Consider the following 18,249-nt stretch of genomic DNA (forward strand, 5'->3'; position numbering starts at 1 on the left):
CTGTGCCACATCGGTGTGCACAGTGCCGCCGGATATTCCATTGTGCGGGTCGTGCGGCACCATCCGACCTGCAATGTGTGCGACTCGACGGCCCGAGCACGCGCGGTCCGCTGCTGCCCTCAGGTCTGCTTTTCATCAGGTCTGCCGTCCTCAGGCCCCGGCCGCTCAGCGGCCGATTATCCAGCGACTCTGAACCGTCAGCTGAAGAGTTCGTCGTGGGAGCCGGTGCGCTGGAAGATGGCGAGATCGTCGGTGGTGCACCAGATAAGCAGCCAGTCGCCGGCGTTGGCGATATGGCATTCGTTGGAGCCCTTCCACTCTCCGGACAGCGTGTGCATGTTGTGGCGGCGTTTCAGCTCCTCGATGGATTCGACGGTGTCGTCAAGGATGAGCCTGACCACCTGTCGCAAAGGAGCAGTATCAATCCGCTTTTTCCTCAGACGTTTGATATCCCTATTGAATCGAGGCGTGTATTCAGGTTCCAGCATAATCAAATTCCCAAACTGGCGAACATATCATCAGCCGTCTTGAAATCATGCGTCCGGCCGTTCTTGATGATCTCCTGCGTTTCGCGGATGGCTTCGCGGCTTTCCTCGTTCGGCTTCTCCGATTCAAAGGTCAGTGGAATGCTGCGGGTGCGGGCCATCTGCGTCCAGAATGCACGCGTAGCGGAGGCGAGGGTGAGCCCGTACTCCTCGGCCACTTCCGACGCCTGGGCGATCACCTGTTTGCTCGCCCTGATGGCCTTGGATTCCGTCGCATTCGGGGAAGTCGTCACTGCGGTCATGGCAATCCTCCTTAAATTCCAATGAACATACAGCCATATGTGCACAGTTGTGGCTAATATTACCACATCAGCACCACGGTAGTGCACAAACCGGTGAACGATGTGCAAGCAAACCGCAAACCGCAATCGGTAAACAGCAGCAGAAAAACATGAAGCAGCCCCATAATCGGGACTGCCTCACTCATCATATACGTCGCGAGCATCGCGGAACACAGCGATGGCCGAAGGCCATCACATCTTTTCCGGCGCAGAAACGCCGAGCAGGTCGAGGCCGGCGGCAATCACGTCGCGGACGGCGTCGTTGAGCTTGAGACGGGCCGCGGCACGAGCCGGCTCCGGGTTCTTGGCGATTTCGAGGGCCTTGCGGGTCTCCTCGTCGCCACGGGCCTCCGGGTCGGTCAACGGCATCGGCACCACGCGTTCCACGTTGTACCACTTGTGGTAGGCGGCGGCCAGATCCTCAAGGTAATGCGCCACGCGGTGCGGGGCGCGCGCGTCGCCCGCCAAGGTCAGCAGCGCCGGCCACTGGGCGAGCGCGGCGAGCACTTCGCCGTCCGCCTCGGTGTCCAGCAGGGACAGATCGGCACCGTCATACGAAATGCCGGCGGCCTCGGCGTTGCGGTCCACGTTGCAGGAGCGGGCGTGCGCGTACTGCACGTAGTAGACCGGGTTGTCGTTGGAGTGGGAGGCGAGCAGGTTGAGGTCGATGTCCACCGGCGAGTTGTAGTCGGTGCGGGCCAGCGAGTAGCGGGATGCGTCCACGCCGATGGCCTCGACCAGGTCGTCGATGGTGACGACGTTGCCGGCGCGCTTCGACATGCGCACGGCCTTGCCGTCCTTGAGCACATTGACCAGCTGACCGATGAGGATCTGCATGTTCTCGCCCGGCTTGTCGCCGAAGGCCGCGCACATGGCCATCATGCGGCCGATGTAGCCGTGGTGGTCGGCGCCGAGCATGTAGATGGCGATGTCGGCCGGGGCGGACGGCTTGCCGTCGCGGTGGCGCTTGTTCCAGTAGTAGGCGATATCGGCGGCGAAGTATGCGAATTCGCCGTTGGACTTGATGATCACTCGGTCCTTGTCGTCACCGTGCTTGGTGGACTCGAACCAGGTGGCACCGTCCTTCTCGTAGATGTCGCCGCGTTCGCGCAGCTCTTCGATGGCACGCGTCACCTCGCCATCCTGATACAGGCTGTTCTCGTGGAACCAGACGTCGAAGTGCACGCGGAAGTCCTTCATGGACTTGCAGATCTCGTCGAACATCATCGGTACGGCGCGCTTGCGGAACTCCTCACGCAGCTCCGAATCGGATTCGCCGACCGGCTCGCCGTCGGCGTTGAGGCCTTGGTCCTCATGCTGGAGGGCGGTCAGGTCCACGCCGTCCGCCTTGGCCTCGTCCTGTACGCGGCGGGCGATCTCGTCGATATAGGCGCCCTTGTACCCATCGAACGGGGTTTCGGTCTGGTAGCCGGCCTCGCCGAGGTTGTTGGCGCGGGCCCATGCGGCCACCAGCGACTTGGCGAAGCGGTTGATCTGCTCACCGTGGTCGTTGAAGTAGTATTCGCGCACGACTTTGGCGCCGTTGGCTTCGAGCACGCGGGCCATCGAGTCGCCGGTGGCTGCCCAGCGGGTGCCGCCGATGTGGATCGGGCCGGTGGGGTTGGCGGAGACGAATTCGAGGTTCAGGGTCTTGCCGGCAAGGTGTTCGTTGCGACCGAACGTGGAGATGCCGCGTTCGTCCTTCACGGCGGCCAGCACCTGATCGACCACGGCGGCGGCCGAAGCGGAGTCAAGGGTGATGTTGATGAAGCCGGGGCCGGCCACTTCCACGGATTTGACGCCATCCGCCTCGGTGAGTTCGGCGGCGAACGGCTCAGCCAGGTCGCGCGGCTTCATACCGGCCTTCTTGGCCAGCTGCATGGCGATGTTGGAGGCCCAGTCGCCGTGCGCGCGATCCTTCGGGCGCATGACGGCGAGCTTGTCGACCGGCGGGATCAGATCGTCGGTCAGTTGGCCGGCTTTGCCCTCGGCAACCAGGTTGTGGGCAATCTTGGAAATCAGTTCACTTAAGGCTTCAGGACTCATTCTTCCAAGGATACCGGCCGCACCGACGTTTGCGGCGTTCGGCCTATTGCGCGCGGGCTCGCCGCACGCCTATACATACCGACCGGCGGTATGTATAGTGCGAGCCAGCACACCGAAAGGAGCAACACATGGCACGCAACGCGCATCCGGAGGTGACCGAGCGCCGCATCCTTGAAGCGGCGCGCGATCTGTTCGTCGAGAAGGGATACGAAAAGACCACTGTCCAGAACATCGTGGACCGGCTCGGCGACCTCTCCAAAGGAGCGATCTACCATCATTTCAAATCCAAGGAAGCGATTCTGGACCGGCTGAACAGCGCCGATTGGGATTACAGCCAGGGACTCCGCGACCAAATCATGGCCCGAGAAGACCTCACCGGACTCGACAAGCTGCGGGCATTGTTCACCCTCGCCGTCAGCAACACGGAGCACAACAAGCTCAATCAAGCAGCGCTGCCGATGCTCAACGACCCGGTCTGCCTGGCCAACAACATGCATTTCTGGACCGCCGATCTGCCGGAGCATTGGCTGCCCATAATCGAGCAGGGCGTTGCGGATGGTTCGATTCCCACCGAATACCCGCGCGAAGCCGCCGAACTCATCGCCCTGCTCACCAATTACTGGCTACTGCCCATGTTCTATCCTGCATCGTCCGCCTCACTGCGGCATCGCGTCCAGTGCATCGCCGCGATGATGAGCGCCATAGGCGTGCCGGTGTTCGACGACAAGCTGATCGAACAAACCACTGATTTCTACGCATCGTTCGACATTGAATAATCATCTACCGTTGCGGCGGCGGCTTCGCTGCAGTGGCAACCGTCGCAACCGTTGCGGCAAACCGACTATCCCAATCCCACAGCCGTAACCGACCAATGCATCCGTCACACCAGCTGTATCCGCCACATATAGCCATCAGCCGACAATCACCGACTTCATCCCATCCCACCGATGAGGAATCATCTCGGGCACCGTAAGGAATCATTTATGGCATCGCAATCCTCGCAATCACCACAACCGAAGCGATCACCGCAACCGCAGCAACCACCGCTGCTCAGCCGTGACTTCATCCTGCTCGTCACCGGACAGGGCATCTCACTGTTCGGCAATCTCATGCTGCGCTTCGCCATGTCGATGTGGGTGTTGGACGAAACCGGCTCGGCCACGGTGTTCGGGTCGATCCTGGCGGTCTCCGTCGTGCCGATGATCGTTCTCTCGCCGTTCGGCGGCGTTCTGGCCGACCGCATGAACCGCCGTACCATCATGGTGGCGCTCGATGCGCTTTCCGGCGTATTGGTGCTGGCGAGCGCCTTAGTGTTCGCCGCCATCGGGTTCAACATCGCGGCCATCGCCGTGATGCAGGTGCTGCTCGCTGTGCTCGGCGCGTTCGAGACGCCCACCGTGCAGGCCGCGCTCCCCCAGATGTTCCGCCAGCACGGTCAGGCCACCATGCGCCAGGCGATGGCCGTGGTCAATCAGGTGCAGCAAATCGGTTCGCTGCTGCCGAGCTTCCTCGGAGGTGTGTTGTATGCGATGTTCGGCATCCGTTTGATGATGATCATCACCATCGTGAGCTTCGCCGCGGCCGCCGCGCTCGAATGCCTCATCCGTCTCGCCGCACCCGACCGCGGCGACGAGGCGCTGCCGACCCCTATAGAGGATTTCAAGGCCGGCATCCGCTTCCTGGTCAAGGACCGGCCGAACGTGTTCCAGCTGCTGCTGTTCGCCGCAGCGCTGAACTTCCTCGTCATCGGATACTCCGCGGTCGGCTTCCCCTACACGATCCGCACGGTGCTCGGTTTCGACGCGACCGTCTATGGCGTGGCCGACGGACTGGTGGGCGTCGCCGGCGTGGCCGGCGCGTTCACCGCCGGGTTGTTCGCCGCCAAGCTCACGATGCGGCATTTCCCGCTGGCGTTGTTCCTGTTTTCGCTGACCGTGGTGCCTCAGGCAGTGGTATTCATGATTCCGGCGAGCGCATGGGCCAGATTGCTCGTGCTGGTGATCTTCACCTGCTGCACGATGATCGCCTGCTGCTTCACCAATCTCATCGCGATTCCAACGATCCAGATGAGCACTCCGGAATCCATGACCGGCAAGGTGATGGCCATGACCGCCGCCATCTCGATGTGCGCCCAACCAATTGGCCAGATGGCGTACGGATGGGCCTACGACCACATCCCGGTGGCTGTCGTGCTTGCCGCCACCGCCATCGGCTCAGCCGTGCTTATCGTGCTGATGGTGCCGCTATCCAAGAAATTCGACGACTGACGCGGCCTGAGACTCGCTGCCTGAGACGCCCATCGACTATTTTGAATCAAACCCGAACTGCCTGCCGGCACCGTCAGTCGAAGTCGGCGCCGAGGGCTGCGAGCTTGCCGCGGAAGTCGGCGTAGCCGCGGTCGATCAGGCTGATGCCCTGCACGTTGGAGGGGCCCTTGGCCGCGAGGGCCGCGATCAGGTGGCTGAAGCCGCCGCGCAGATCGGGCACGTCGATGTCGCGGCCGGTCAGCGGGGTGGGTCCGAAGATCACGGCGGAATGCTTGTAGTTGCGCTGCTGGAAACGGCAGGGCAGGGAGCCCAAGCACTCGCGGTACAGCTGGATGGTCGCGCCCATCTGCACGAGCGGCTTGGTGAAACCGAACCGGTTCTCGTACACGGTCTCATGCACGATGCTCAGACCGTTCGCCTGGGTCAGCGCCACGACCAGCGGCTGCTGCCAGTCGGTCATGAAGCCCGGATGCACGTCGGTCTCGATGGCCACGGGCTTCAGATCGCCGCCCGGATGCCAGAAACGGATGCCCGTGTCGGTCACGTCGAACTCGCCGCCGACCTTGCGGAACACGTTGAGGAAGGTCATCATCTCCGGCTGCGTGGCGCCCTTGACGAAGATGTCGCCATGCGTGGCGAGCGCGGCCGCGGCCCAGGAGGCCGCCTCGATGCGGTCGGTGAGCGACGTGTGCGTGAAGCCCTTGAGCTCCTTGACACCCTCGATGCGGAACGTGCGGTCCACATCCACCGAGATCACCGCGCCCATCTTCTGCAGGACGGCCACCAGATCCATGATCTCCGGCTCGATGGCCGCGCCGGACAACTCGGTCTTGCCCTCGGCCAGCACGGCCGCCAGCAGCGTCTGCTCGGTGGCGCCCACGGACGGGTACGGCAGGTGGATCTTCGCGCCATGCAGGCCGTCCGGCGCGGTGATGTGGATGCCGTCCTCATGCTCCTTGTCCACCGTGGCGCCGAGCTTGCGCAGGGTCTCCAGATGGAAGTCGATCGGACGGCCCCCGATCGCGCAGCCGCCGAGCGCCGGGATAAACGCCTCGCCCAGACGGTGCACCAACGGCCCGGAGAACAGGATCGGGATACGCGAGGAGCCGGAAAGCGTGTCCACGTCCGCCACATCCGCCAGCTGCACATGCGAGGCGTCGATGGTCACCACACCGTTCGCGCCGTCCACATCCACGCTCACGCCATGCAGGCGCAGCAGATCCGAGACCACGTGCACGTCACGGATCTCGGGCACGTTCCTGAGCACCGACCTGCCCGGAGCGAGCAGCGCGGCCACCATGGCCTTGCTCACGAAGTTCTTCGCGCCACGGACCTTGATGGTACCGTTCAGCGGCTTGCCGCCCTCAACATGCAGCACATCATTCGTATTCTCAGCCACGCCATTCTCCTATATATACGGTCTGCGGTTCAAACGCTATCGTCCAGTTTGCCATAACCCATGTGCGCACTCGGTGAAATGCGCTTGGAGCCGAACGCCGCCGCGCCGCGGATTCCGTGCGCCATTCCCGCGCCCCGCGGGACCTTGCCGATCGGCACCCACCCGGCACCTACACCTGGCAACCCGCCTGACGCCAACACACCATCATGTTCCGATAATGTTACCTGGCTCACATTTTCTATCGCACATTCTCCATCCCCTTACGATACGATTCAGTGCAGGGCAATAGACGCCTAGGCCACTAGCAAAGGAGCATTATGACCACCGTCGCCGTCATCGGCTGCACACACGCCGGCACATTCGCCGCCACCTCGATCCTCGCCGAGCACCCGGATTGGACCGTCCACGTATTCGAGCGCAACGGCACCCTGTCCTTCCTGTCCTGCGGCATCGCACTATGGGTCGGCGACCACGTATCCGATCCGAAGAAGATGTTCTATTCCTCCCCCGAGGCACTTGCTCAGGCGGGCGCGACCATGCACATGCGCACCGATGTGACCAGTGTAGACCCGGTGGGCAAGACGCTCACCTACCGCTCGCTCGAAAGCGGCGATTCGGCGTCCGAGGAGACGCTCGCCTTCGACAAACTGGTCGTGACCACCGGCTCACGCCCGGTGATTCCGCCGATTCCGGGCATCGACAGCCCGCATGTGCTGCTGTGCAAGAACTGGGACCATGCTATCGCCATCAAGGAGAAGGCGAAGTCCGCCAAGTCGGCGGTGGTGATCGGCTCCGGGTACATCGGCGCGGAAATCGCCGAGCAGTTCAGCCTGACCGGCGTCACGACCACGCTGGTGGACGGCCTTGACCGCCCGCTGGCCAACAACTTCGACAAGACCATCACCGATCAGGTGGCCGCCGCGTTCGAGGAGCACGGCGTGACACTGGCGCTCGGCCAGAAGGTGGTGGAGTTCCGCGACAATGACGACGATACAGTCACCGTGGTCACCGAAAAGGGCGAATACACGGCCGAAATGGCGATCCTCGCCGTCGGCTTCCTGCCGAACACCGACCTGCTCAAGGGCAAGGTGGACATGCTGCCCAACGGCGCAATCATCGTGGACGACTACATGCAGGCCTCCGTGCCGGACGTGTACGCCGCCGGCGACTCGGCCACCGTGTTCTACAACCCGACCGGCAAGCACGACTACATTCCGCTGGCCACCAACGCCGTGCGCCAGGGCCTGCTGGTGGGACGCAATATCGAGAAGCCGACCGTGAAATACATGGGCACACAGGCCACCTCGGCCGTGCAGCTGTATGACCTCTCTCTGGCCGCTTCCGGCCTGACGCAGGCTGGCGCCGAGCGGCGCGGGCTCACCGTGCGCGAGACCTCGCTGGTCGACGACTACCGTCCGGACTTCATGCTCACCACCACGCCGGTCACCTCGATCCTGACCTGGGACCCCGAGACCCGCAAGGTCAAGGGCGGCCAGTTCTGCTCCAAGGCCGACATCTCCGGCGCCGCGAATGTGATCTCGATGGCCATCCAGGCCGGATTCACCATCGACCAGCTGGCCAACGTGGACTTCCTGTTCCAACCGAACTTCGACAAGCCCGTCTACTACGTGGGCGCGGTCGCCATGAAGGCCACCGCCGAGGCCTGAGCTGAGAGTCCGGACGCCCTGAGGTTGCTCTGGGACTGCGCTGGGACACCCCGTAATCCGAATCCGTAATCTCTCCGAATCGGCCCTTCGTCACTGCATAACTGCGTTACGAGGGGCCGATTCCCGATATCCCGCAGCGATCACCGAGCTTCTTTGATCTTGCGGGCCAGCTCGGCATCCCACATGGCTCCGGTGGCGGACATGACGGAATCTGCGCCGGCGGCCTTGTACGCCGCATAATCGGCCGGAGACACCACACCACCGACGCCGTTGATCGCAAAATCAAGCCCCAGACGCTCGCGGATGGCGGCCAGGCGCCGCACCATGTCGAGCCCCGCACCACGAATGGCGTTGCCGCACACACCGGAACGGTCACGGCCTGCACCGGGCAGCGCCTGATTGCCATGCACGTCCACCAGACGGGCGGAAATCGTATTGATGGTGCTGAACCCCTGCACGGTGCCGCGCGCGGCCGAGGAGCGCACCATGAGTTCGAGGTCGTCGTCGCTGGGGATGTACGCCAGCTTGATCATCAGCGGCGTATCGCCGATCTCGTTCTTCACGGCTTCGGTGATACGTCCCACCAGCAGCGGGTCATGGCACAGCAGCCTGTTGTGCCCCTCGTTCGGACAGCTGGTGTTCATCACCATGAGCTTCGCGCCGGTCTCCTTGACCAAACGGGCCGTGGTGGCATGGTCGGCGATGTATTCCGCCTCGCTCATGCCCTCGACGCGCGATCCCTGGAAGCTTGGCACCAAGACCTGTCCCGGACCGGCTGCGGCAATGGCGGCACGCATGTCCGGCTGCCAATACTCCGGATCCTTGGACGGCACGCCAAAGCTGTTGGAGATGGAGATCGGCAGCTCATAATTGGTGTCCGCCAACACACCTTCGTCCAGCTCGGCGCTGCCGGGCGTCAGCGAGCCGTCCGCGGACTTGGGGTGCACGGCCAGCACGTTCGGGAATGGGTTGCAGCCCCATGCGCGCGAACGCACGGTCTTGTAGGTGGCCAGATCGAAGCCCATGCGGAAGGCGGCAGTGGTGAAGCGGCTGTTGAGCAGCGGTCCCGCGGGAATGCCGAACGCCAGGTTCACCGGCTGCCCTAGGAAGGTTTCGCCCTGCTGCTTCCCAGCAATCGGTTCGTCATCGGCATCGGCCTTCAGCGCCTGCGCGAACGCGCCGAACGGGCCATACTCGTAGTTGTCTTCGTACGTGCGATTCACGTCATAAAACGGCTCGAAATCACTCATATTCCAACGATAAGCCATGCCGCGAACGTCACATCACGCCGGCGAGTGACAGCGCTGCCTGCGCCACATTCGCCACGATGAACACAATGAACACCGGCGACGTCCATCCGGCATACGTGTCCGGAATACTGCGGTTCTGCAGCCGGTACTGTTTCAGTCCACGACCGTATGCCACGAGCGCCACCACCGCGCCAATCGCACCGACCGCCGTCAACACGATCACATACACGCCGTATTGGCTATCATTGAGCTGCCCGGCGAACCAAGTGTCGATCAATCCGGAGAGCACCGCGTTGTTGAAAATGTGCAGCGCGATCGACCAGACCAGCGAGTATTCCATCGCCACAAAGCCCAGAATCAAGCCGAACAGGAACGCGAACGCCCCTTGTACGAAGTCTCCGTGGAACAGGCCGAACGCCAGCGCAGAGGTCACGATGGCGAAGTTCCTGCCCAGCGGCTTCAGCTCCTTCATCAGCACGCCGCGGAACATCACCTCTTCGCAGATCGGCCCGAACAGGCCGATATAGAGCCACATGGTCACGGTGTTCGCGGACTGGTCGAGGCTTTCCGACGTCGGCGAGGAGATCGCCGCGCCGAACGACGAGAGCACCAGCTGCACCAGACTGACCGCGCTTTGCGTGCCCATGCCGAGCAGCACGAAGATCAGGAACCATTGTGGACGCATGCGTCCACCGCCATACTGGCTAACACGACCGATCTGGTTCGGCTCGCCATAAGTGTCCCTATGCGAACCGCCGAGCCAGAATTCCCGGGTGACGATGTCACGGTGACGCATGATGAGCAGGAATCCCATGGCGAAGACCAGCGAAGCGAGGCTTATGATGCCGTCGCCTTTGGTGGAGTCGCCTTCCACCAGGCTGGGTGCGATTACTCCAAGCGCAATCATCGCGATGATGCTGCCTACGTACATCATGGCTTCATAGATGAATGTGAGGCCCATCGCACGATTGACCACGCGCCTGCGCCATGTACGCCACGCCTGGCGCGGGTCGATGGCAATGACCGGCGGCTGCTGGGGCTGCGGGGGCTGGTATTGCGTGCGGTACGGCGGCTGCAGTTGGGGCTGCGGCTGCACGGGGTACGCCGGCTGAGGCTGCGCTGCGGAATACGGCTGATACTGTGCGGTTTGCGGCATGTGCCGCTGCGGCTGGGCAGGATACTGTTGCGGTTGTACGGGGTACGGTTGCGGCTGCGGCTGCGCAACATATGCCGGCTGTTGCGTTTGGTACTGTGCAGAGTCATACGACTGTGACTGCGGTGCAGGTTGAGGCTGCGGCGATAGTTGCGGCTGCGGCACTGCATATGGCTGCGGCTGTGGAGGATACTGCAATGGGTACTGTTGCGGCATCTGCTGAGCCGGCTGACCATACTGCTGAGGCTGCGGTTGCACAGGGTACGACTGTGAAGAATGCGGCATTGGTTGCTGCGACTGCAGCTGCGGCTGCGCGGGGTACGCGGGGTACGGTTGCGGCGTCACCGGTTGCGATACCGGCCGGTACGCCGGCGTAGGCGTCTGGACTTGCGGTTGCACAGCACTAATCTGCGGTTGCGTATGCTGAGTCTGCGTATCCTGCTGAGGAGCCTCGTTCTGCCTGGGTTGCACAGGTTGCGTCGACGGTGACGGCTCCTGCAACGGATTCGGTTCGTTCATAGTCATACCGTTCAACCTAACCGCTGTTGCTGAATGATTTGTGACGATGTCCACAATTACCAATGAATGCGCTGGCGGGACTCTGCGGAGAACGAGCCATATCCGATACAGTGGATGACGACAGGGAGCACTAGTGCGCCCGCCGACGTAGGGGGACATGATGGACAATCATCAACAGGATCGCACCGCGCAAACCGACACGACGCCATCGGATGCAACACCAACCGATACAATTCAAGCCGACGCGACGCAATCCGATATAGCCGAACCCGCCATGGCGCATATCGAGCCGGCACCGATGGACGTCACCCCGGCCATCTCCTGTCCCGAGGGCTGGCGACCATTGCCTCCGCGAGTGCGTACCGTGTGGCTCATCACCGAGGCGTTCCAGTGCGCGATCTGGCTGGCGGTATGCGGCGTGATTGCGGCCATCTGCCTCGCGAACGGCTGGTGGGGATTCTGGCAACGGCTCATTATCGGGGTAGCCGTCGTCTATGCGGTGCTGGAACTCGTCTCGCAGCCGTTGCAGACCAAATATATGTACGCCTTCACGCGCTTCCGTATCGGCGAGCGCGATCTGGCCACCCGCAAAGGCTGGCTGTTCCGCACCTCCACCACCACGCCATACACCCGCGTGCAGCACGTGGACACCAAACAGACCCGGTCCAACGTCATTTCGGACTCACCACAGTGGTGGTGCACACCGCCGCCGACGAGCACGAAATAGCCGCACTGGATACCGCCGAGGCCGAGCGCATCGTGGCGCTCATCACCGAACGTGTGGCCGCAGCAAAGGACGACCTGTGATGAGTGATACCAGCAACGTCCGCGTCTCCCCGACAACCGATGACTCTCTGATGGCTGATGTCCCTCCAACTGCCGATGGTTCCGATAGCACCGCGAGCGACGCCACCGCCACGTCCTCCGGCACCGCCACGCCCTCTGACACCAATCCAACGTCTGATTCCCGTCCCGGTCCCAGCGCCAATCCCGATTCAGGCACCGGCCCCGATAACCAACCCAGCTCCAATGCGGCATGGCGCATGCTGCATCCCGCCGCGCTGATCGTGGGACTGGCGGAAACCATCAAAGGCGTGGTGGGCCTGTTCCTCGGCCTGCTCATCATCATGAGGGAGCATCTGTCACCGCTGGTCATTGTGCTGATTATCATCGGCGTGACCTTGGTGGCGCTGTCCCAGCCCGCCGTCGCCTGGTTCACGACCAGATACCGGCTCGGGAACGATGCGCTGTCGTTCAAATCCGGCCTGTTCTTCCGCAAGAACCGCACCATCAGCTATGGTTCGATTCACGCCATCAACAGTGCGGCACCCGTGTACCTGCAACCGTTCGGCGTCGTGAGCCTTACCGTTTCAGCGGCCGGTGCCATGGATACGGACATTCGTTTGGACGCGGTGCCCGCAGCGCTGCAACTCGAACTGGAGCGGTTGCGGGCGGCCGCGCGAGAATCAAGCCCAGCGGCCCTGTCGGAAGCCTCGCCAGCGACTTCCGCCGCCTCGCCGGAGGCAATCTCGGATTCCGGCTTAGTCACCGAACGCTACTCCACCGCCGCATCCGAGCCCACGCCAGCAATCACCATGCACGGGGACACCGCCGCCCCGGCATCATCGTGCAGAGCTTCTGTTCAGACAGCGTCCGCTCAATCTCCCGTGTTCCGCGCCTCGGTGAGGGACATCGTGCTCTATTCCGTTACCGACATCGGATTCATCGCCGCCGCATTCGTGGTGTACGGGTTCGTGCAGAACGTGCAGGATGTATTGCCCCGTAAGCTCATGCACGATGCCATGGATTCGTTCGATGCCGTGCTTGCCAGCGGGGTGACGGCGATCCTGCTATTGATCCTCGCCTGCGTGATACTGCTCATGCTGGTGAGCATCATCACGTCGCTGCTGCGATTCTATGGGTTCGAGGTCTGGCGTCGCGGCGACGATCTGGTGGTGGTGCGCGGCCTGTTCACACGTCATACCACGACGATTCCGGTCAGCCGAATCCAGACGGTGGCGGTACGTCAGTCGCTGTTGCGCCGTCCGTTCCACCTGTGTTCGGTCGGGCTCGGGCTGAGCTCCTCGGTGAACTCGGCCAACGAGGAAAGCGGCATTTCGGCGGCTCGTATCCTGCCAGTGATCAGCACCCGCCGCGTCTATCAAGTATTGCAAGCGATGCTGCCGGAATGGGATGTACCACAGCTGCCGAGCGAGGCGCGCAGCATCCATAACCCAGGCAGCGCCCCGCTGCGGTATACCGGGCGCGATTTGCTCCGGTACTATCTCACCATGCCGATTGCCGCCACTGTAGGCGCGACGGCACTGGTGTGGCTGGGTTCCGAAGCCGGGCCGTTCGTCGGCCTCGAACTCGGCGATAACCCGGGCCCAGGGCCTGAACTTGGCTGGCCTTGGTGGATTGCAATTGTGCCAGCAGCTGCAGGATTGTATTGGATTGCGACGCGATGGCTCAAGTCGCGCGAGGAAGGATACGCCATACTAACAGGCATGCCGATGAACCATAGAATCATGGTGACCGGCAGTATCAGATCGACTACGTATCTTATGGTGACGCGTCGTGCGCGTGTCCAATCGATCACACGATCCACCGCACTATGGCGCGAACCGCGCGGCATCGAACGCGTGCAGATGTCACTGTTCGTCATGAACGGCATCAATACACTGCAGTTCATGTTCATGCATCGACCGGACGCCGACGTTCTTGCCGGATGGCTTGAAGACCGGCGATGACAGTCAAGCCACCGGCTATGGCATTGATTATCGTTTCTATCGTTTGCGCTGCCTAGGCCGCTGACGCTTCGACAACATGAAGAACAGTGCCGCCAACGCCAACAGAACGATAACCACCACCACAACGCTTGCGATATTCGTTCCTGTGGCCGCCAGCACTTGTTGTACAGGGGCCTGCGCGACCGCACCATCCGCCGCGTAGGCCGGCATCGCGCCAAACAGCGCAACGACGCTCGCCAATACGGACAGCACCGCGCTCAGCATTTTGGTCAACCCACGTATCGGCTTCCTCACCTCATACCCCCATGTTCCATGTGTCGCACCAAGCATCATCGCCCGTCACGCACAATTGCGTATAACAGATATCCAGTATAGGGGGGGGGAGGGGAAAAACACAATAAAGCCCCCATGCGTGTTATTGCAAGGGGGCATTGCGCAGAGGCTACGTAGGCGGAGAGGCTTAAGAAGCAGACTGATCGAGGCAAAAACGCCTCGATCAGCCAACGGAAAAGATGCTTGCAGACAACGTGCATTCAACACGATATGCGCAGGCTCCCCTTGTCAGGGGAGCTGGCCTGCAAAGCAGGCCTGAGGGGTAGTCTTCATCAACAAACTAGAACATCTGCTCGCAGACTACCCCTCAGTCGGTTTCACCGACAGCTCCCCTGACAAGGGGAGCCCAAAGAAATCGCGGCTAAATGATGCCGCGATCAGCCAACGGGCCTGGTCCGGCAATTAATGACTCGCCTACGGCGAGACTCAGTATTGGCCGAGCTGCTGCCACAGCTCGGCGCAGGCCCTGCTGAGAGCCCACCGGACTCTCAGCAGGCTGATCGCCAACAGCAATAACAGACTCGCTTACGCGAGACGCAAGCCTACCTTCGTTCGACTATCGTCTCGCTCAGGCCTCGCCTACGGACAGTCCACCGGACTGTCCGCTTAACGGCTCGGCTCAGATAATGCCTCGATCAGCCAACGGGCCTGCCCAATTATCCTCTTCGGGCTCGCGGGCGGATTGAATCTGCTCTTCGGGCCAGTGCTTGGCGGGGATGGTCTTGGGCTTGAAGGGGAACTTTTCGGCGCGCATCTTCTCATAGGCGGCGATGTCGTCCTCGTGCTGCAGCGTCAGATCGATGTCGTCGTAGCCGTTCATCAGACGCCAGCGGGTGTAGTCGTTCACCTCAAACGGGAGGGTCACGTCGCCGCAGGTCACGGTACGGGTCTCCAGCGAAACGGTCATTTCACGGCCGGGCTCCTCCTCGAGGAGCTTCCACAGCAGCTCGACGGATTCCTGCGGCATGATTGCTGCCAGCACGCCGTTTTTGGCGGTGTTGCCATAGAAAATATCGGCGAAGCTCGGCGCAATCACCACGCGGAACCCATAATCATGCAGCGCCCACACCGCGTGCTCACGGGAGGAGCCGATGCCGAATTCAGGACCGGCCACCAGAATCTGCCCTTTGCCGGCGTACTCCGGCTTATTGAGCACGAAGTTCGGATCGCGACGCCATGCGTAGAACAGCGCATCCTCGAAACCGGACTTGGTCACGCGCTTGAGGAACACGGCCGGAATGATCTGGTCGGTGTCCACATTGGAGCGGCGCAGCGGCACGCCTACGCCGGTCAACGTAGTGAGTTTTTCCATAATTGTCCTTTCGGGGTCTCTCCCCCACCCGGCGTTGCCGGGAGCCCCCTTCGCAGAGGGAGCCAATACGTAATAGTTGATGAATCAGAGATCGGCGGGAGAGGAGATCGTACCGCGGATGGCAGTGGCTGCGGCCACGGCCGGAGAGGCCAGATGCGTGCGCGAACCCTTGCCCTGACGACCTTCGAAGTTGCGGTTCGACGTCGAAATCGAGCGTTCGTCCGGCACCAGCTTGTCCGGGTTCATACCGAGGCACATCGAGCATCCGGCGTTGCGCCATTCGGCGCCGAAGTCCTTGAACACCTTGTCAAGACCTTCCTTCTCCGCCTCAAGGCGGACGCGGGAGGACGCCGGCACCACGAGCACGCGGTGGATGTTCTTCGCCTTGTGATGGCCCTTCATGATCGCGGCGGCCTGACGCAGGTCGTCGATGCGGCCGTTCGTGCACGAACCGATGAACACAGTGTCCACGGCGATGTCCTTGATTGGCATGCCGGGCTTGAGTCCCATGTATTTGATCGCGCGCTCGGCGGCGGAACGCTCGGTGGCATCCGCGATTGTGGCGGGGTCCGGCACGTCGGCGGTGATCGGCAGACCCTGACCGGGGTTGGTACCCCACGTCACATAGGGGCCGAGCTTGGTGGCGTCGATATCCACCACCTTGTCGAACACGGCGTCGTCATCGGTCTTGAGCGTCTTCCAATACGCCACGGCCTTGTCCCACATCTCGCCTTCGGGCGCGTGCGGACGGCCCTTCAGGTATTCGAACGTGGTCTCGTCGGGGGCGATCATGCCGGCGCGGGCACCAGCCTCGATGGACATGTTGCACACGGTCATGCGCTCATCCATCGTGAGGTCGCGAATCGCCTCACCACGGTATTCGATCACGTAGCCCTGGCCGCCGCCGGTGCCGATCTTGGCGATGATGGCCAGGATGATGTCCTTGGCGGTGGCGTCGGCCGGCAGCTTGCCGTTGACGTTGATGGCCATGGTCTTGAACGGCTTCAGGCTCAAGGTCTGCGTGGCCATCACATGTTCCACCTCGGACGTGCCGATGCCGAACGCCAATGCACCGAATGCGCCATGGGTGGAGGTGTGCGAGTCACCGCACACGATGGTCATGCCCGGCTGGGTCAAGCCCAGGATCGGCGCGAACGCGTGCACGATGCCCTGATCGGCGTCGCCCAGCGGATGCAGTCGCACGCCGAATTCCTTGCAGTTCTTCTCCAACGTGCTCAGCTGCAGGGCGCTCGTCTTGTCCGGATTCGGGCGATCAATGTCAACGGTTGGGGTGTTGTGATCCTCGGTGGCGATGAGCTGATCGACGTGACGCGGCTTACGGCCGGCCAGACGCAAGCCTTCAAACGCCTGCGGGCTGGTGACTTCGTGCATGAGCATCAAATCGATGTACAGCAGATCGGGAGCGCCGTCGCCGCCCTTGCGCACCAGATGATCGGCCCAGACCTTCTCGGCCAGTGTCGTTCCCATAGTGTTCCTCCAAAAAATTCCGCGCGAGGTATTGTATTCGCGCCTTGTTCGTGGTATAAGCCTATGTGGTCAGGTGAGGCGCGGCTTCACTCAGGCCGGATACTGAGATAGCGACGCCTCGCAGATGGCGCTCCGGCAGTCAGACGGTGATTGCACCATCATGTTGCGGCAATACCGGGGCAATACCGCGGCAATCTCGCGGCGCGCGAGCCATCGACACGGTGCCAGCCAGCATCTATGCGGCGGCATGTCCAAGGCCATTCTGAGTTGCGTCGGAGACGGCTCGGGCGATGACTTGATTGTGAGCGCGCACAACGATTCCCCATCCACGGATGCCCGCTTCACCGGTGATCACCTCGTGAGACACTTCCTTGATTTGCCATTTCACAATGTGAGATGGCATAATCGCGTATATTATGACTGATTCCCAAGAAGAACCATTAGCAACCGACCCTGCCGTGACCGAAACACTTGACAGCGCTCCGGCAGTCGCCACCCCATCCGCATCGGATGACGGAGAAATCCACTCCGGCGTCGGGGTACTTGACAAAACCGTGAAGATTCTCGACGCGCTCGAATCCGGACCGTCCACGCTCGGCCAGCTCGTGGCCGCCACTGGATTGGCCCGCCCGACCGCGCATCGTCTGGCTATCGCGCTCGAACGCCATCGTTTCGTACTGCGTGACCAGCATGGACGTTTCGTACTGGGTTCCCGTTTTGCCGAGCTCGCCGCAGCGGCAGGCGAGGATCGTCTGCTCACCGCGGCAGGCCCGATTCTGCAGACGCTGCTCGACCGCACCGGTGAATCCGCTCAGATCTATCGTCGTCAGGGCGATCAGCGCGTCTGCATCGCCGCAGTGGAACGCATGTCCGGTCTGCGCGACTCCATCCCGGTGGGCGCCATGCTTTCGATGGAGGCCGGCTCCGCAGCCCAGATCCTGCTCGCGTGGGAGGATTCCGAACGCCTCCACCAAGGCCTGCGCCATGCCAAGTTCACCGCCACGAAGCTCGCCGCCGTGCGCAAGCGCGGATGGTCCGAATCGGTGAACGAACGAGAGGAGGGCGTGTGCTCAATCTCCGCCCCGATCCGCAACGCCTCCGGCCAGGTCATCGCCGCGATTTCCATCTCCGGGCCTACTGGCCGTATGGGTGCCGCGCCGGGTCGCCGTTACGCCCCGCTGGTGATGGCCGCCGGCAAGTACCTCACCGAAGCGCTGGTCAAAGCAGTCCGATAGACCA

At 62.2% G+C, this 18,249-nt stretch carries 14 protein-coding genes and 1 pseudogene; 6 read left to right on the plus strand and 9 right to left on the minus strand.

Annotated features, from left to right (window positions below):
- Positions 1-197: 197 nt before the first annotated feature.
- The 3 genes from BW14_RS07920 to argS all read right to left on the minus strand — a co-directional run bounded on the left by BW14_RS07920 (position 198) and on the right by argS (position 2,872).
- Complete coding sequence (locus BW14_RS07920) at positions 198-488, minus strand: type II toxin-antitoxin system YafQ family toxin (protein ID WP_044089894.1); 291 nt, start codon at positions 486-488, stop codon at positions 198-200.
- Positions 489-490: 2 nt separating this feature from the next.
- The gene (locus tag BW14_RS07925) at positions 491-787 is read right to left on the minus strand and encodes a type II toxin-antitoxin system RelB/DinJ family antitoxin (RefSeq protein ID WP_044089893.1); all 297 of its coding nucleotides are present in this window, start codon (positions 785-787) and stop codon (positions 491-493) included.
- Between the two features lie 231 nt (positions 788-1,018).
- Positions 1,019-2,872: an arginine--tRNA ligase gene (gene argS, locus BW14_RS07930; protein ID WP_140490020.1), complete on the minus strand. Its 1,854-nt coding sequence runs from the start codon at positions 2,870-2,872 to the stop codon at positions 1,019-1,021.
- 128 nt (positions 2,873-3,000) lie between these two features.
- On the opposite strand from argS, the gene BW14_RS07935 reads away from it, so the two are divergent.
- Entirely contained in the window at positions 3,001-3,648 is a 648-nt protein-coding gene (locus tag BW14_RS07935) for a TetR/AcrR family transcriptional regulator (protein ID WP_140490022.1), read from the plus strand.
- Between the two features lie 207 nt (positions 3,649-3,855).
- Entirely contained in the window at positions 3,856-5,139 is a 1,284-nt protein-coding gene (locus BW14_RS07940) for an MFS transporter (protein WP_140490024.1), read from the plus strand.
- A gap of 73 nt (positions 5,140-5,212) precedes the next feature.
- Here BW14_RS07940 and murA read toward each other — a convergent pair whose 3' ends face one another.
- Positions 5,213-6,538, minus strand: a complete 1,326-nt coding sequence (gene murA, locus BW14_RS07945) for a UDP-N-acetylglucosamine 1-carboxyvinyltransferase (RefSeq protein ID WP_140490026.1) — start codon at positions 6,536-6,538, stop codon at positions 5,213-5,215.
- A 317-nt stretch (positions 6,539-6,855) separates the two neighbouring features.
- Here murA and BW14_RS07950 point away from each other — a divergent pair, with 317 nt between their 5' ends.
- On the plus strand, positions 6,856-8,205 hold the full coding sequence (locus BW14_RS07950) for an FAD/NAD(P)-binding oxidoreductase (RefSeq protein ID WP_140490027.1): 1,350 nt from the start codon (positions 6,856-6,858) through the stop codon (positions 8,203-8,205).
- Between the two features lie 140 nt (positions 8,206-8,345).
- Here the strand turns inward: BW14_RS07950 and BW14_RS07955 are convergent, their stop codons facing one another.
- Entirely contained in the window at positions 8,346-9,455 is a 1,110-nt protein-coding gene (locus BW14_RS07955; protein ID WP_140490029.1) for a diguanylate cyclase, read from the minus strand.
- A gap of 28 nt (positions 9,456-9,483) precedes the next feature.
- Complete coding sequence (locus BW14_RS07960) at positions 9,484-10,611, minus strand: CPBP family intramembrane glutamic endopeptidase (protein ID WP_181162339.1); 1,128 nt, start codon at positions 10,609-10,611, stop codon at positions 9,484-9,486.
- A gap of 1,054 nt (positions 10,612-11,665) precedes the next feature.
- On the opposite strand from BW14_RS07960, the pseudogene BW14_RS12550 reads away from it, so the two are divergent.
- Positions 11,666-11,934: pseudogene (locus tag BW14_RS12550) on the plus strand (PH domain-containing protein).
- Positions 11,934-13,877 carry a PH domain-containing protein gene (locus BW14_RS07970; protein WP_140490033.1) on the plus strand — a complete coding sequence of 648 codons (1,944 nt, stop codon included), beginning with the start codon at positions 11,934-11,936 and terminating at the stop codon, positions 13,875-13,877. The pseudogene BW14_RS12550 and the gene BW14_RS07970 overlap by 1 nt, the downstream one beginning before the upstream one ends.
- 36 nt (positions 13,878-13,913) lie before the next feature.
- Here the strand turns inward: BW14_RS07970 and BW14_RS07975 are convergent, their stop codons facing one another.
- From BW14_RS07975 to leuC, 3 genes are all read right to left on the minus strand, one after another.
- Positions 13,914-14,150 (minus strand): LPXTG cell wall anchor domain-containing protein, encoded by a 237-nt coding sequence (locus tag BW14_RS07975; protein WP_181162340.1) that lies wholly within the window; start codon positions 14,148-14,150, stop codon positions 13,914-13,916.
- A 679-nt stretch (positions 14,151-14,829) separates the two neighbouring features.
- Positions 14,830-15,522, minus strand: a complete 693-nt coding sequence (leuD, locus tag BW14_RS07980; RefSeq protein WP_140490037.1) for a 3-isopropylmalate dehydratase small subunit — start codon at positions 15,520-15,522, stop codon at positions 14,830-14,832.
- A gap of 84 nt (positions 15,523-15,606) precedes the next feature.
- Positions 15,607-17,010 (minus strand): 3-isopropylmalate dehydratase large subunit, encoded by a 1,404-nt coding sequence (leuC, locus tag BW14_RS07985; protein ID WP_140490039.1) that lies wholly within the window; start codon positions 17,008-17,010, stop codon positions 15,607-15,609.
- A gap of 416 nt (positions 17,011-17,426) precedes the next feature.
- Between leuC and BW14_RS07990 the strand changes: the two genes are divergently transcribed.
- Positions 17,427-18,245 carry an IclR family transcriptional regulator gene (locus tag BW14_RS07990; protein ID WP_181162341.1) on the plus strand — a complete coding sequence of 273 codons (819 nt, stop codon included), beginning with the start codon at positions 17,427-17,429 and terminating at the stop codon, positions 18,243-18,245.
- Positions 18,246-18,249 lie beyond the last annotated feature (4 nt).

Source organism: Bifidobacterium sp. UTBIF-68 (assembly GCF_006408855.1).
Lineage (GTDB): Bacteria > Actinomycetota > Actinomycetes > Actinomycetales > Bifidobacteriaceae > Bifidobacterium > Bifidobacterium reuteri.